Source organism: Thioclava pacifica DSM 10166 (assembly GCF_000714535.1).
Lineage (GTDB): Bacteria > Pseudomonadota > Alphaproteobacteria > Rhodobacterales > Rhodobacteraceae > Thioclava > Thioclava pacifica.
On the sequence record NZ_AUND01000023.1, the window covers coordinates 277,041 to 291,358 of the forward strand.

Below are 14,318 nucleotides of genomic sequence, written 5' to 3' on the forward strand. Positions count from 1 at the left end.
GTACCGCAGAACGCGACATCCTTGAGATCACAAGTAGTTGAGAATTAATGTTCGACAACAAGAAAAACGAAAAACGGAGCCCGAGGGCTCCGTTTGCTCATTTTTTCATCGAGAGTTGCAGTCTGCGAAAGAGGATTATTCCTCCGCAGCAGCCTCTTCGCCTTCTTCCTCGTCCGAGGAGCCGCCACCAAAGCCTTTCGGCGGGGCGACGTTGGCGATCACGAAGTCACGGTCGATCGTGGGCTTCGCGCCAGCCGGCAGGGTCACGTCCGAGATGTGGATCGTGTCACCGATCTGCTTGCCGTCGAGGTCGACCACGATCTGCTCGGGAATATCGCCCGCGAGAACGTTGAGTTCGACTTCCTGACGCACCACGACGAGGGTACCGCCGCGCTTGAGGCCCGGAGCTTTCTCGTGGTTGATGAACTCGACATGCACGAAGAGCGAGATGCGCGAGTTGCGGTGGGTGCGCATGAAGTCGACATGGGTCGGCAGGTCCTTGACCACGTCTTTCTGCACGCCGCGGCAGATCACGCGCTGATCTTCCTGGCCTTCGAGGGTCAGGTTGAACAGGGTCGACATGAAGCGGCCCTTGCGCAGGCGGGTGAGCAGCTTGTTATAGTCGAGGTTGATCGGCTGCGGGTCTTTGCCGTCGCCGTAGATGATGCCGGGCACGTAGCCCTCGCGACGCGCTTGCCGAGCGGCCCCCTTGCCTGTCCCCGTACGCGCCACGGCTTCGATCGTTTCGATCTCTTTGGCCATGATTGGTCTCCAAATAAGTCAAAGTGATGGGCCGCCTCCAAGGGTGTCGGGCCCAAGAACGGCTGCCGATAGACCGGATCGCCCCGAAAGGCAAGGGGATTCGGGGAAATGGTGCGAAGTCAGTCGCCTCGATCAGGTGTAATTGTCGAGGAAATCCTTCGGCAGAAGCACATTATGGCGGCCAAGCGCGTCGATCCGGCGTTCGCCGCAAAGCGCCATCGAGGTGTCGAGTTCCTTCTGGATCACCTCAAGCGCCTTGGTCACGCCTTGCTCACCCATCGCGCCAAGCCCGTTCACATAGGCCCGCCCGATCATCACGCCCTTCGCCCCAAGCGCCAGCGCTTTAAGCACATCCTGACCCGAGCGGATGCCGCTATCGAGCCACACCTCGGTTTTGTCGCCAACGGCCGAGACGATCGAAGGTAGCACCCGGATCGAGCTCAGCGCGCCGTCGAGCTGGCGCCCGCCATGGTTCGACACCACGATCGCGTCGGCGCCCGTGGCGGCGGCCATCTCGGCATCTTCGGGGGTGAGGATGCCCTTCAGGATCACCTTGCCGCCCCACATGTCCATCAGCTGCTTGATCCGGTCCCAGTTCAGCGACTGGTCGAATTTCTCCGCGGTCCAGCTCGACAGCGACGCAGGGTCCGCAGCACTTTCGACATGGCCAACGATATTGCCGAAGAAGCGCCGCTTGGTTTGCAGCATCTCGATGCCCCAACGCCATTTGGTCGCGAGGTCCATCAGCACCGGCAGGGTGAATTTCGGCGGCGCGGTGAGGCCGTTCTTGAGATCCTTGTGCCGCTGGCCCAGCAGTTGCAGATCGACCGTGATCACCAGAGCGGAGCAGCCCGCCGCCTTTGCGCGCGCCAGAACCTTCTTGTTATAATCATCATCGGTGAGCGTGTAGATCTGGAACCAGAAGGGCGCATCGGAATTCTCCGCCACATCCTCGATCGAGCAGATCGACATCGTCGAAAGCGTGAAGGGCACGCCGAACTTCCCCGCCGCGCGGTTCGCTTTGATCTCGCCATCGGCGCGCTGCATACCGGTCAGCCCGACCGGGGCGAGCGCCACCGGCATCGCGACCTCCTGACCCAGCATGGTCGATTTCGTCGACCGCCCTGTCATGTCCACCGCAACGCGCTGGTTGAGCCGGATCTGAGCGAAATCCTCGGTGTTCTCGCGGAAGGTCTGCTCGGTGTAGGAGCCGCTTTCGGCGTAATCATAGAACATCTTCGGCGTGCGGCGTTTGTGCAGGCGCTTGAGATCGGCAATGGAGGTGATGACGGGCATGGGATGCTCCCTATCTGTGGTCAGGTTTCCTTACCAATCATGCGCTAAAAGAGCAATCTTTCTTCGCCGTTCTTGCAAAAACGCGTAATCCGCGCCCATCTGAGCAACGGAAGAACAGAGGAGTGATACGTGCCTGAAATCTGGCTTGGACTGATGGGCGGCATGGTGGCCGCCGGGGCGACGGCCGCCGGGGCGATCCCTGCGCTGCTCGGTCGCTCGATGAGCCAACGTACCGCCGACACGATGCTGGGCTTCGCCGCAGGTGTGATGCTCTCGGCCTCCTATTTCTCGCTGATCCTGCCCGGCATTGATGTGGCCGAGACGATGTTCGGCTCGGTCTGGGTCGCGGCTGCGATCGCGGCGATCGGGATCGCGCTCGGCGCAGGGTTCGTGGCCTGGCTCAACGGCGCCTTGCCGCATGAGCATTTCACCACTGGGCGCGAAGGTGCGGATGCCGCGCAGCTTGCCCGGATCTGGCTCTTCGTGATCGCAATCACCATCCATAATTTCCCCGAAGGTCTTTCGATCGGTGTTGCCTTCGGCGCGGGAACCGACAACGGGTTCTCGGTGATGACCGGGATCTCGCTGCAAGACATCCCTGAGGGTCTGGCCGTCGCCGTGGCGCTGATCGGGCAAGGCTATACCAGACGTAAGGCGTTCTTCGTCACCGCGATGACTGGCGCGGTCGAGCCTCTTGGTGCGCTCATCGGCGCGACTGCGGTCTCGGTATCGGGCGCGCTGCTGCCTTGGGGGCTCACCTTCGCCGCCGGCGCGATGCTCTACATTATCAGCCATGAGATCTTGCCCGAGACCCATCGCAACGGACACCAGAACAGGGCTACTGCCGGGCTTCTCTTCGGGCTCATCCTGATGATGTTCCTCGACGTGACCCTGGGCTGAGCCGCGCAGGAGGGGGATATGTTCCCTCTTTACTTTGTGACTGACCCGGCGTAATCGCCGTCGCATGATCGCACGGACCAACCATATCGCCCGTCCCCGACGTCGCCGCTCGCGCGCCTGACGTCCGATCTGCCGTGGCATAGCGCCACAAACCCTCTCAAATCGCTGACCGAAGGCCCCTGAATGTTGACAGCCCCACGGGACTGTTGCACGCATTTGCCTTCTCTTATTGGAGTTTGACCCGATGATCCCCTCCGTTCTGCCGACCTATAATCGCGCGCCGCTTGCCTTCGTGAAGGGCGAGGGCTCCTGGCTGGAGACGGCGGATGGCACCCGATATCTCGACATGGGGGCCGGCATCGCGGTGAACGCGCTGGGTCATGCGGCCCCCGAACTGGTGCAGGCGCTGACCGAGCAGGCGGGCAAGCTTTGGCATGTCTCGAACCTCTACCAGATCCCCCAGCAGCAGGCGCTGGCCGATGCGCTGGTCGAGAACAGCTTTGCCGATACGGTTTTCTTCACCAACTCGGGCACCGAGGCTGCCGAGCTTGCGATCAAGATGGCGCGGAAATATTGGTCGTCGAAGGGCGAGGACCGGATCGAGATCATCACCTTCGAGGGTGCGTTTCACGGCCGTTCCACCGGCGCGATCTCGGCCACCCCGAAATCGGAAAAGATGGTGAAGGGCTTCGGGCCCCTGCTGCCCGGTTTCACCCAGCTCCCTTGGGCCGATCACGAGGCCCTGCGCGCTGCCGTCACCGACAAGACCGCCGCGATCCTGATCGAGCCGGTGCAGGGCGAGGGCGGCATCCGCCCCGTGCCCGACCAATGCCTGAAAGGACTGCGCGATCTGTGCGACGAGACCGGCGCGCTGCTGATCTTCGACGAGGTGCAATGCGGCGTCGGTCGGACCGGCAAGCTCTTCGCGCATGAATGGGCGGGGATCACGCCCGATATCATGATGGTCGCGAAGGGCATCGGCGGGGGCTTCCCGCTCGGCGCGGTTCTGGCTACGGAAAACGCGGCCTCGGGTATGACCGCGGGCACGCATGGCTCGACCTATGGCGGCAACCCGCTGGGCTGCGCGGTGGGCGCGAAGGTGATGGAGATCGTCTCCGATCCCGCATTTCTTGCTCAGGTAAACGCCAAGGCGGGCTTGCTGCGCCAGAAACTCGAAGGGCTCGTCGCCGCCCATCCCGACACGTTCGAAAGCGTGCGAGGCGCAGGCCTAATGCTCGGCCTGAAATGCAAGCGAGCGCCCGCGGATGTCGTGGCTGCCGCGTATGATCAGGAGCTTCTGACCGTGCCGGCCGCCGACAACGTGCTGCGCCTGCTGCCCGCGCTCAACATTTCCGAAGCGGATCTGAGCGAGGCGGTGAAGCGCCTCGACGCTGCCGCCACGCAACTCGAGAGCTGATCTTCCAACTGCTCGCAATATCCTCGGGGGCTGCGCGCCAGCGCAGTGGGGCGGACAGCCCCTCCGAACCCCTCCAAGAAAGACGACGTAATGAACCACTTCCTCGATATCCACAAAACCGATCCCGCCGCTCTCAGATCGATGATCGACCAAGGCATCGCGATGAAACAGGCGCGCGCCGATCGCCCGAAAGGCGCGCTTGATGACGATCAGCCGCTGGCTGGCCGCATGGTCGCGCTGATCTTCGAGAAACCTTCGACCCGGACCCGCGTGAGCTTCGATGTGGGTGTGCGCCAGATGGGCGGGCAGTCGATGGTTCTCTCGGGGGCGGATATGCAGCTCGGCCATGGCGAGACCATCGCCGACACGGCCCGCGTGCTCTCGCGCTATGTCGATCTGATCATGATCCGCACCTTCGAGGAAGAAACCCTGCTCGAGATGGCGGAATATGCCTCCGTGCCGGTGATCAACGGGCTGACGGATCGCACCCATCCCTGCCAGATCATGGCTGATGTGATGACCTATGAGGAACATCGCGGCCCCATCGCAGGCAAGAAGGTGGTCTGGTCGGGCGACGGCAATAACGTCTTTGCTTCCTTCGCTCATGCCGCTGCGCAATTCGGGTTCGATCTGACGTTCACCGGGCCGGAAACGCTCGATCCCGAGCGCGTTTGGCTCGACCTGGCCGCGAAGGCGGGCCATCCGGTTACCATCGAGCGCGATCCGGTCAAGGCGGTCGAGGGCGCCGATCTCGTCGTGACCGATACCTGGGTGTCGATGCACGATCCGGAATCCGCCAAGGAGCGCCGGCACAACCAGCTGCGCCCCTATCAGGTCAACGAAGAGCTGATGAGCCACGCCAAACCGGATGCGCTGTTCATGCATTGCCTGCCCGCGCATCGCAATGACGAGGCCACGAGCGGTGTCATGGACGGGCCGAATTCGGTGATCTTCGACGAGGCCGAGAACCGTCTGCATGCGCAGAAGGCGGTCATGCGCTACTGCCTCGGCGTGTAAGGCTTTCGGCCGGGCAGGGCGCTTGCCTTGCCCGGTCCTGTCGCGTTCGGCTCAGTCGAGCCCGGCGATGATGGCGCGCAGGGTCTCGATCCCTTCGCCTTTTTCCGACGAGGTCAGAACGATCTCGGGATAGGCAGCCGGATGCTTCGACAGCGCCTGCCGAACCTGCGTCAGTACCTTTTCGCGATCCTTGGCCGAGACCTTGTCGGCCTTCGTCATCACCACCTGGAAGGTCACGGCCGAGCGGTCGAGGAGCTTCAGGATCTCTTCGTCCACAGCCTTTACCCCGTGGCGCGTGTCGATCAGCACGAAGGCGCGGCGCAGCGTGGCGCGGCCCGAGAGATAGCTCTTCAGCAGCGCCTGCCACTTCGCGACGACCGCGACAGGGGCCTGCGCGAACCCGTAGCCCGGGAGGTCCACCAGGTAGGGGCCGTCCTGCGTGGTGAAATAGTTGATCTCCTGCGTACGCCCGGGCGTGTTCGAGGCGCGCGCGAGGTTGCGGCGGTTCGTCAGCGCGTTGATCAGGCTCGACTTGCCGACATTCGAGCGACCCGCGAAGCAGACTTCGATCCGGTCCGCAGGTGGCAGGCCGGACATCGCGACGACACCCTTGAGGAACTCGACCGGCGCCGCAAAGAGCTTGCGCCCGGCCTCGCGGGCGAAGTCGTCGGGCTCTTCGGCCAGCGGGAAATTCAGCTCCATCAGAGCACCTCCACCTTGTCGCCGCGACCGATCCGGCCCGGCGTGGTCACGAGGCAGAAGACACCAAAATCGCGATGATCGTAATGGCGCTCCAGCTCGGCCAGCATGTCGACATCGCGCATGCCAGTTTCAATATTTGCATCTGTGGCGCGGCAGCGCTCGACGCAGGCACGCACCTGCATCTCGGCCTCGCCGATCCTCAGGGTCTTTCCGACCAGATCAAACTCGGCGAAGGGTTCCCAGCCCTCGACCCAGAGATTGGCGCGGAAGCGGCGGCGGTCGAGATCTTTGCCGACGCGCTTCGACAGATCGTCGAGCGAGGCCTGCCCGATCAACGAGACGTAAGGCAGCGGATCGTCGGTCAGTGCCCGCTCGCCCGCGCGCACGAGCGCTGTCGGGCGCGGTGCGGTTTCGGGCCAGAAAGGGCGCAGCCAGTCGAATAGCCTGCGCTGATCGGCGTCTTGCGCGGGATTGATCTCGAGGGGGGCTTGCCGGGGATGATCAAGCGCGATGCGCCCATCCTCCAACAACCGCGAGGTGACGCCCATCAGTTCGGGCGCGGAGCGCCCGATCACGAAATTGATCTTCGGCCCCCAGCCCGCGGCGCGCCCGTCCGGGCCTGCGCCGATCTTCGAGCGCTCGTGCAGCACTGCCCATTCCCGGTCAAAGGGCAAAACGCGCCCCTCCTGGAGGGACGCGTTTTCCAACTCCTCCACCCCGATCGACTTGATCGGGTGGCGGTAGATATGGGCGAGGTTCGCCGTCATTTCTTCTCGTCAGCCGCCGGTTTCTTCTTCTGGAAGCTCGACTTGATATTGCCGAAGAGATCGGGGCGTTTCCCGTGCATCGACATGATCGTGTACTGCTGGATGAAGGTGATCGTGTTGTTCGTGATCCAGTAGAGCACCAGGCCAGACGCGAAGCTTCCCAGCATGAACATGAAGACCCAAGGCATCCAGGCGAAGATCATCGCCTGGGTCGCGTCGGTCGGCGCCGGGTTCAGCTTCTGCTGGAACCACATCGAGACACCCAGCAGGATCGGCAGCACGCCGAGCGAGAGGATGAACAACGGCGAGCCCGGATCCGGAGGATTGAAGGGCAGCAGGCCGAAGAGGTTCAGGATCGACGTCGGATCGGGCGCGGACAGGTCGTGGATCCAGCCGATCCACGGCGCGTGATACAGTTCGATCGTGACGTAGATCACCTTGTAGAGCGAGAAGAAGATCGGGATCTGGATCAGAAGCGGCAGACAGCCCGCGGCCGGGTTGACCTTGTTCTTCTTGTAGAGCTCCATCATGCCCTGCTGCATCTTTTGGCGGTCATCGCCAGCAGCTTCCTTCATTTTCTCCATCTCGGGCTGGAGTTCCTTCATCTTGGCCATCGAGATGTAGGATTTGCGCGCGAGCGGGAAGACGATCAGCTTGATGATGAAGGTCAGCGCAATGATCGCCCACCCCATGTTGCCGATCGCGCCATGCAGCCAGTGCAGCAGGCGGAACATCGGTTTCGTCAGGAAGTAGAACCAGCCCCAGTCGATCGAGTCGACGAAGTTCTGGATCGGGACGTTGTCCTGATAGTTACGGATGGTCTCCCATTCCTTCGCGCCGGCAAAGAGATGGGTCTGCGCATCACCGATCGCACCCGGCGCGACCTCGATGACCGGCAGGCGGGTCTCGGTCTGGTAGATATCCGAGTTCTCGCCCGAGTATTTCACCACCGAGGTGAAGGGGCCCGAGATCGGCGCGAGCACCGTCATCCAGTATTTGTCGGTGAAGCCGGTCCAGCCAGCATCCGTGGCCTGCAGCAGCTCCGCCTGGCCCTCGGCGCCCTGCGGATCGAGCTTCGTGATATTCTTGTACTTGATCTCTTCGAGCTCGCCATCGGTCATCCGCACGGCGCCCTCGTGAAGCACATAGACGCGGCGCTCCTCGGGAATGCCGTGGCGCGCAATGATCCCGTAGGGGGCGAGTTTCACCAGCTGATCGGTGCCGTTCTGCACGGTCTGCTTGATGGTGAAGAGATATTTGTCGTCGACCGAGATCTCGCGCTGGAAGGTCAGCCCGTGGCCGTTGTTCCATTGCAGCGTGACAGGGCTTTCGGGAGTCAGCGTGCCGCTACCGATCTGCGTCCAGGGCGTGTTCGGCCCCGGCACCTGATCGGCGGGCAGCCCGCCCGCGGGCATCCAGCCATAGACGACATAATAGGGCTTGGTGGCATCGCCTTGGGCACCGCCGACCGGAGCCAGAAGGCGCACATCGGGCGAATCCTCGTCCAGCGTCTCCTTGTACTTCTTCAGCTGAAGGTCATCGAGACGGCCACCGAGAAGCGAGATCGAGCCCTTGAGATCGGGGGTGTCGATCTCGATGCGGGGGGCGGCCTGAACGGCAGCGCCCGTGGCCTTCGACATCATGTCGGCATCGACGGTCTGGCTGTCCAGCGCGGCGGTATTCGGAGTGATGTCAGGGGCCTCGGGCGAAGCGACCTGATCGGAGACATTCTCGCCCTGCGGCGGCACGACGGTTTGCTCGGGGGGGAAGAAATAGGTCCAGACGCCGAGCACCAGTGCCGAAAGCACGACGGCGAGAATGAGGTTCTTGTTCTGATTATCCATGAAGCCCCTAGTCCACCAGCCTGTCGAAAACTTGGGGAGGTTCAACAGAAGGGGCAGGCAAAGGTCAAGCCATTTTCCCTTAAAACAGGGTCGCGAGCCCGGTTTGTGAAAGCTTTGGCATGAAAGCGGTGACGATTGGGTGCCGGCGGCGTGCTGCGCGCTGGTCAGGGAATGGGCTCCGCCCGGATATCGGTGGGCAGGCCGGCCTGTTTCGCATTGGTGTTCGAGAGGCGGCGGCTTGCCCTGCCGCGCGATCACTTTGGCCCTTGAGCGCAGGCGCGGGTGCGCGCAGCGAATACCGCGAGCGGCGCCCCTACTGATGACACTTTGCGCTCGCGTTGGCGGTGGTGCAGGGCGATGCGCGCCACCGTTCACCCGTTCCCAAGATCAAGGCGTGGCGTCGCGTCGAGCTTGGCGCGGTGTCGCTCGGCCCAGTCGTGGAATTCCTCTAGCGGCATCGGCGCGGCGATCGCGGGGCCTTGCACGACAGAGCAGCCGAGCTGGCCGAGCATGGCGTGTTCAGCGATGCTCGACGTGCCATCGGCCAGTGTGCTCAGTTCGAGGCTTTCGGCCATCGAGACGATCGCCGCCACGAGTTTCTGGTTGTCGGGGCTCTGATCGATTTTTGCCACGAGAGAGCGGTGGATGCGCAGCCGCTCAGGGGCGAGTTTGCGGATCGTCTCCGCCGAGACGGGGCCTGTGCCGAAGCCTGCCAGCTCAATCCGGCAGCCGAGACGGTGCAGGGCACGCAGGTTGTGGTCGATCAACTCTTCGGAAAGCCGCGCAGCGGCGGCTTGTGGCACTACGAAACACAGCCTTTCAGGCGCAATTGTGAACCGGTCGCATTCCCAGGCGAGCCGTTCGACCAATTTCGGATTGTCGAGCTGGGCGAGTGGCAATGGGAGGGAGGCGGGGCCGACCTCGTCGCCAAGCCGATCGAAATCGCGCAGGGCACCAAAGGTTTCGAACAGCATGACTTCGGAAAATCGCTCGATCAATCCGGCGGCCTCGATCGCGGGCAGTACCTGGCTTTCATCGAGCAAGCCGCATTCGCGGTGTAGCCAGCGCGGCATCGCCTGGATGCCGCAGATTGCGCCGGTATCGGTCGAGATCTGCGGGCAGAAGAATGCCTTGATCTGACCAGCTTCAAGAGAGTCGCTGCATTCGCGGGCGAGGCTGTGTTCGTTCGGTTCGATTGCCCCCGCCGCCTGTGCGAAGGCGCGGATCGCGCCTGAGCCGGCGCGTCGCGCGTCGCGGGCGGCCGCTTCCGCCTCGGCCAGCAGGGCACCTGCTTCGAGCGGCGCGCGGGTTTCGAGATCCTGTCGCCGCACGAGCCGGAATCCGATATGGGTGTCGAGCGTGATTTCTCGCGCCCCGATCGAATAGGGCTCGGCCAGAGCGTCCTGCAAACGCCCAGCGAGCTGGATCATCCCCTCGAGATCGAGCCGTGGCGTCGGCTTGAGCAGAATCGCGAACATCGCCCCGTCCCAGCGCGCGACCCGATCGCCTGCGCGTATCTGCGCCCCCAGCCGCTCGCCCATCCGGCGCAGAAGAAGGTCGAACTCGTCGCCATGGAGGTGCCGCAAAAGCTGATCGGGTGAATCGGGGCCGAGGATCAGGCATGCGGTCGGACGCATTCGATCGCGCGCCTCTTCCATGGTGTCCCCGAACGCTTCGACCGCGGCCGTTTTCATTGGAAGGCCCGTTGCCGGATCGCAGCTGTCGTCGTCTTCTTCGGGAGGAATCGGGAGCGGGCGCGTCATCCAGCCCACGAGAACCGCGGTGAATCCCAGAAGCACCATCGCCTCCGGCCCGATCCAGAGCAGCGCCAGCCCGCAGGCAGGCAGAAAAGCGATCATTTCACGCCGCAAGAGAACCGGCCCGGCCTTGCCGAGTGCCCATGCGCGCAGTTGTGATTTCCGCGCATAACGCGGTTTTGCGGTTTTCCCCATGACACCTACCCCCGTGGCGTTGGTCCGACCGATGAGCCGAACCGGATCGCTTGCAGGCTAGGGTCAATTGGTAGCCGGGGCGTTAATCGCTCTCGCGCAAAACCGGGACGTTTTCGTTAAAATCCGCCTTATCGCCAGTGCGCAGCTCCAGCCCCGCGAAGTCGAAGATCGAAGTGTCGCACAGATGCGAGGGGCGCGCGTTCATCAGCGCCTTGAACATCTTGTTGCGCCGGCCCGGCGCGTTCTTCTCCCAGCCGTCGAGCATCGCCTTGACCTGCTGGCGCTGCAGCCCGTCCTGCGAGCCGCATAGATCGCAGGGGATGATCGGGTAATTCATCTGGGTCGCGAATTTCTCGCAATCGGATTCAGCCACGAATGCAAGCGGGCGATAGACGAAAAGATCGCCCTCTTCGTTCACCAGTTTCGGCGGCATCGTCGCGAGGCGCGCGCCGTGGAAGAGGTTCATGAAGAAAGTCTCGAGGATGTCGTCGCGGTGATGGCCGAGCACGACCGCCGAGCAGCCTTCCTCGCGCGCGATGCGATAGAGGTTGCCCCGGCGCAGGCGCGAGCACAGCGCGCAGTAGGTGCGGCCCTGGGGAACCTTGTCCATCACGATCGAATAGGTGTCTTGATACTCGATCCGGTGCGGAACGCCCATGTTCTCCAGAAACTCAGGCAGCACGGTCGCGGGGAACCCCGGCTGGCCCTGATCGAGATTGCAGGCCAGCAGTTCGACCGGCAGCAAGCCGCGCCATTGCAGCTCGTGCAGTACGGCGAGCAGGGTGTAGCTGTCCTTGCCGCCTGACAGGCAGACGAGCCATTTCGCGCCACGCTCGATCATGCCGTATTTCTCGATCGCCTCGCGGGTCTCGCGGACGATACGCTTGCGCAGCTTCTTGAACTCGGTCGTAGAGGGCGCGCCTGCGAAAAGCGGGTGGATCGGGCTCTCTTCGTCGTCAAGCATCGGAATGGTCCTTGTGCGAACAGCCGCGATGAGCGGCGTCGAAATCGGGATCGGCACCGGGCACCGGATCATAGCCATGCCCGCCCCAGGGGTGGCAGCTCAGAAGCCGCTTGCCTGCAAGCCAGCCCCCCTTGATCGCGCCGTGGCGCTCAAGTGCCTCCAGCGCATAGACCGAGCAGGTCGGCTGATAGCGGCAGCCGTGACCCATCCACGGGCTGAGCAGCAGGCGATAGGCGCGTACCGGTAGGGCGAGGATATGGGCGAAGGGGCTCATTTTTTCTTGCCTCTGGGTTTGCGCGGGCGCGGCGGTGCGATGGGCAGATCGTGGATCACCGCGAGGGCAGAGGCAAACTCAGCGAGCAGCTGCGCGAACTCGCGGGTGGCAGTGGCCTCGGGGCGTCCGACCAGAACGTAATCCCAGCCCGGACGGCCGGCATCAGACAGCACGGCGCGGGCGAGTTCGCGCAGGCGGCGCTTCGCGCGGTTGCGGGCGACCGCATTGCCGAGCTTCTTCGAGCACGTGAAGCCCACGCGGATCAGATCGGGCGCGACGGGTTCGTCTTCGCGCCGTGCGCGCGCCTGCAACAGAAAACCGGGCATGCTCTTGCGCTGCGCCGAGGCCGCCCGCAGGTAATCCGCGCGCTGGCGCAGAATCGCGGTCGGACGAGCAGGATCGGAAGAGCGGATGGCGGCCATCACGGCACCTCGCGGATCGGGGGCGCAAATAGCGAAACCGCCGGGCGCGATCCGTGATCGGGGCACGAGGCCTGATCCCGAAAAGCTACCGGCGGCGTCAAAAGCCTGTCGCGGCGCAGACGGCCTTAGGCCGACAGACGCTTACGACCCTTCGCGCGGCGGGCGTTGAGAACCTTGCGGCCACCCTTGGTCGCCATACGGCTACGGAAGCCGTGGCGACGGGCGCGAACGAGGTTCGACGGCTGGAACGTGCGTTTCATCGTTGTCACTCCGGTTCGGGCCCCTGAATTGGGATTCGAGGCCTGATATCATTCGAAGCCCGGTCTTTAGTGGCCTCTCCGCGCCAAGTCAATTCGCCTGAAGCGCTTTTTTCGCGCTTTATTCGGGTCCATGCGCGAAACGTGATGGCTCACGGGGTTTTGCCTTTTTCGCGAGCCGCCTATCTTGTCGGCAAAGCACTCTGGTTGCGTCAAGCGCGTTCTGGGGCGTAAAGAGGCGAGGGACGGGATGGCACAACGCCGCCCCAACGTTAGATAGGCGATGAAAGTAAACACTCTTTCAGGGCGGTTTCTGATCCTGACGACGGTATTCGTCGTGCTCGCCGAAGCGTTGATCCTTCTGCCGGGTCTCGCCAATTTCCGCGAGGACTATCTGCTGACCCGCCTCGAGCGCGCCCAGATTGCCTCGCTCGCCCTTCTGACCACCGACACCACCATCGCGCCGGACCTCGAAAAGGAGCTTCTGGCTAATGCGGGCGTGTTCAACGTGGTGCTTCGGCGCGATGCGGTGCGCCAGCTCGTGTTGTCCTCACCGATTCCCTCGCCGGTGACCGAGACCTACGATCTGCGCAACTCGACGGAATGGACCCGGATTCGCGATGCGGTCCATGCGCTCTTCGATGTCGATAACAAGGTGATCCGCGTGCTCGGCGAGCCGGTCCAGAAAGGCGGCATCGTGATCGAAGTCACGCTCGCCACCGAGCCGATGCGGATCGCGATGGTGGAATACGGGCTGAGGCTGCTGTCGATCTCGGCGGTGTTCTCGGTGATCACCGCCGTCTTGCTGTTCTTCCTGGTGCGACGCTTGATGGTGGTGCCGATCAAACGGCTGGTTGCGCATATGGCGGCCTATGCCGAAGCGCCCGAGGATGCACGGCGCATCATCACCCCTCAGGCCAGCGTCGAGGAGTTGCGCGTGGCAGAAGAGGCACTGGCTTCGATGCAGACACAGCTCACATCTTCACTGCGCCAGAAGGAACGTCTCGCCCAGCTCGGTCAGGCGGTTGCGAAGATCAGCCATGACCTGCGCAACATCCTTACCACGGCCCAGCTCTTCGCGGACAGGATGGAGAGCTCGGAGGATCCGGGTGTGCAGCGCGCCGCGCCGAAGCTGATGGGGTCGATCGGGCGGGCGATCAATCTGTGCGAGACGACGCTCGCCTTCGGAAAGGCGAAAGAGCCGCCGCCGACGCTCTCGCGCTTCATGTTCAGCGAACTGGCGCAGGAAGTCCTCGAGAACGAGGAACATCCCAGCGACGGGCCCGCGGTCGAGTTCATCACCGATGTCCCGCCCAACCTTGTGATCCGCGCCGATCGCGAACAGCTCTATCGCGTCCTCAACAATCTCGCGCGCAATGCGCGTCAGGCGATCGAGGCGACGGGGCAGGTCGGCACGATCGAGATCGGGGCAGGGGAGAATAGCGACGGCTGGTGGATCCGCGTTCAGGACAGCGGCCCGGGCCTGCCAGAGCGCGCCCGTGAGCACCTCTTCCAGCCCTTTACCGGGGGCACCCGTGCGGGCGGCACCGGTCTCGGTCTCGCAATCGCGGCAGAGCTGGTGCGCGGCCATGGCGGGCGGCTCGATCTGGTGCGCACCGATGAGACCGGTACCGAATTTCGCATCTTCCTGCCCTCCGATATCAGCTTCGACGGCGGCTTCGAAAAGGCCGCTTGCGCCGAGAGCTAGGCAAATCAGGGGGCTGCGGAATTTTTCGGCGAAATT

Annotated in this window: 14 protein-coding genes; 4 read left to right on the plus strand and 10 right to left on the minus strand. The window is 63.4% G+C overall.

The window, feature by feature from the left end:
• Positions 1-135: 135 nt before the first annotated feature.
• Positions 136-762, minus strand: coding sequence for a 50S ribosomal protein L25/general stress protein Ctc (locus TP2_RS10600; protein ID WP_038077100.1), 627 nt, complete (start codon positions 760-762; stop codon positions 136-138).
• 132 nt (positions 763-894) lie between these two features.
• Positions 895-2,058 (minus strand): alpha-hydroxy acid oxidase, encoded by a 1,164-nt coding sequence (locus TP2_RS10605; protein WP_038077103.1) that lies wholly within the window; start codon positions 2,056-2,058, stop codon positions 895-897.
• 153 nt (positions 2,059-2,211) lie between these two features.
• On the opposite strand from TP2_RS10605, the gene TP2_RS10610 reads away from it, so the two are divergent.
• From TP2_RS10610 to argF, 3 genes are all read left to right on the plus strand, one after another.
• Positions 2,212-2,958 (plus strand): ZIP family metal transporter, encoded by a 747-nt coding sequence (locus TP2_RS10610; RefSeq protein ID WP_051692476.1) that lies wholly within the window; start codon positions 2,212-2,214, stop codon positions 2,956-2,958.
• A gap of 244 nt (positions 2,959-3,202) precedes the next feature.
• The gene (locus TP2_RS10615) at positions 3,203-4,375 is read left to right on the plus strand and encodes an aspartate aminotransferase family protein (RefSeq protein ID WP_038077685.1); all 1,173 of its coding nucleotides are present in this window, start codon (positions 3,203-3,205) and stop codon (positions 4,373-4,375) included.
• Between the two features lie 90 nt (positions 4,376-4,465).
• Positions 4,466-5,392 (plus strand): ornithine carbamoyltransferase, encoded by a 927-nt coding sequence (gene argF, locus TP2_RS10620; RefSeq protein WP_038077109.1) that lies wholly within the window; start codon positions 4,466-4,468, stop codon positions 5,390-5,392.
• A gap of 51 nt (positions 5,393-5,443) precedes the next feature.
• Here the strand turns inward: argF and yihA are convergent, their stop codons facing one another.
• The 8 genes from yihA to rpmH all read right to left on the minus strand — a co-directional run bounded on the left by yihA (position 5,444) and on the right by rpmH (position 12,577).
• Positions 5,444-6,094 carry a ribosome biogenesis GTP-binding protein YihA/YsxC gene (gene yihA, locus TP2_RS10625; protein ID WP_038077111.1) on the minus strand — a complete coding sequence of 217 codons (651 nt, stop codon included), beginning with the start codon at positions 6,092-6,094 and terminating at the stop codon, positions 5,444-5,446.
• Positions 6,094-6,861, minus strand: coding sequence for an MOSC domain-containing protein (locus tag TP2_RS10630; protein WP_038077114.1), 768 nt, complete (start codon positions 6,859-6,861; stop codon positions 6,094-6,096). The genes yihA and TP2_RS10630 overlap by 1 nt, the downstream gene beginning before the upstream one ends.
• Entirely contained in the window at positions 6,858-8,705 is a 1,848-nt protein-coding gene (gene yidC, locus TP2_RS10635; RefSeq protein WP_038077117.1) for a membrane protein insertase YidC, read from the minus strand. Before yidC ends, TP2_RS10630 begins: the two co-directional genes overlap by 4 nt.
• 371 nt (positions 8,706-9,076) lie before the next feature.
• Entirely contained in the window at positions 9,077-10,564 is a 1,488-nt protein-coding gene (locus TP2_RS10640) for a GGDEF domain-containing phosphodiesterase (protein WP_169739524.1), read from the minus strand.
• Between the two features lie 175 nt (positions 10,565-10,739).
• On the minus strand, positions 10,740-11,621 hold the full coding sequence (ttcA, locus tag TP2_RS10645) for a tRNA 2-thiocytidine(32) synthetase TtcA (RefSeq protein WP_038077120.1): 882 nt from the start codon (positions 11,619-11,621) through the stop codon (positions 10,740-10,742).
• A complete protein-coding gene (gene yidD, locus TP2_RS10650) occupies positions 11,614-11,895 on the minus strand; it encodes a membrane protein insertion efficiency factor YidD (RefSeq protein ID WP_038077123.1) in 282 nt (93 codons plus the stop codon). Before yidD ends, ttcA begins: the two co-directional genes overlap by 8 nt.
• Positions 11,892-12,317 carry a ribonuclease P protein component gene (gene rnpA / locus TP2_RS10655; RefSeq protein WP_051692479.1) on the minus strand — a complete coding sequence of 142 codons (426 nt, stop codon included), beginning with the start codon at positions 12,315-12,317 and terminating at the stop codon, positions 11,892-11,894. The genes yidD and rnpA overlap by 4 nt, the downstream gene beginning before the upstream one ends.
• A gap of 125 nt (positions 12,318-12,442) precedes the next feature.
• Positions 12,443-12,577, minus strand: coding sequence for a 50S ribosomal protein L34 (gene rpmH, locus TP2_RS18305; RefSeq protein ID WP_038142532.1), 135 nt, complete (start codon positions 12,575-12,577; stop codon positions 12,443-12,445).
• 280 nt (positions 12,578-12,857) lie between these two features.
• On the opposite strand from rpmH, the gene TP2_RS10660 reads away from it, so the two are divergent.
• The gene (locus tag TP2_RS10660; RefSeq protein ID WP_038077126.1) at positions 12,858-14,282 is read left to right on the plus strand and encodes a sensor histidine kinase; all 1,425 of its coding nucleotides are present in this window, start codon (positions 12,858-12,860) and stop codon (positions 14,280-14,282) included.
• Positions 14,283-14,318: the final 36 nt, after the last annotated feature.

What these genes read in the sequence shown, in the direction of transcription:
- TP2_RS10605 (WP_038077103.1), bottom strand. Translation starts at nt 2,058, where the DNA reads ATGCCCGTCATCACCTCCATTGCCGATCTCAAGCGCCTGCACAAACGC.
- ttcA (WP_038077120.1), bottom strand. Translation starts at nt 11,621, where the DNA reads ATGCTTGACGACGAAGAGAGCCCGATCCACCCGCTTTTCGCAGGCGCG.
- TP2_RS10600 (WP_038077100.1), bottom strand. Translation starts at nt 762, where the DNA reads ATGGCCAAAGAGATCGAAACGATCGAAGCCGTGGCGCGTACGGGGACA.
- TP2_RS10615 (WP_038077685.1), top strand. Translation starts at nt 3,203, where the DNA reads ATGATCCCCTCCGTTCTGCCGACCTATAATCGCGCGCCGCTTGCCTTC.
- yidC (WP_038077117.1), bottom strand. Translation starts at nt 8,705, where the DNA reads ATGGATAATCAGAACAAGAACCTCATTCTCGCCGTCGTGCTTTCGGCA.
- rpmH (WP_038142532.1), bottom strand. Translation starts at nt 12,577, where the DNA reads ATGAAACGCACGTTCCAGCCGTCGAACCTCGTTCGCGCCCGTCGCCAC.
- yidD (WP_038077123.1), bottom strand. Translation starts at nt 11,895, where the DNA reads ATGAGCCCCTTCGCCCATATCCTCGCCCTACCGGTACGCGCCTATCGC.
- TP2_RS10640 (WP_169739524.1), bottom strand. Translation starts at nt 10,564, where the DNA reads ATGATCGCTTTTCTGCCTGCCTGCGGGCTGGCGCTGCTCTGGATCGGG.
- TP2_RS10610 (WP_051692476.1), top strand. Translation starts at nt 2,212, where the DNA reads ATGGGCGGCATGGTGGCCGCCGGGGCGACGGCCGCCGGGGCGATCCCT.
- argF (WP_038077109.1), top strand. Translation starts at nt 4,466, where the DNA reads ATGAACCACTTCCTCGATATCCACAAAACCGATCCCGCCGCTCTCAGA.
- yihA (WP_038077111.1), bottom strand. Translation starts at nt 6,094, where the DNA reads ATGGAGCTGAATTTCCCGCTGGCCGAAGAGCCCGACGACTTCGCCCGC.
- rnpA (WP_051692479.1), bottom strand. Translation starts at nt 12,317, where the DNA reads ATGGCCGCCATCCGCTCTTCCGATCCTGCTCGTCCGACCGCGATTCTG.
- TP2_RS10660 (WP_038077126.1), top strand. Translation starts at nt 12,858, where the DNA reads ATGAAAGTAAACACTCTTTCAGGGCGGTTTCTGATCCTGACGACGGTA.
- TP2_RS10630 (WP_038077114.1), bottom strand. Translation starts at nt 6,861, where the DNA reads ATGACGGCGAACCTCGCCCATATCTACCGCCACCCGATCAAGTCGATC.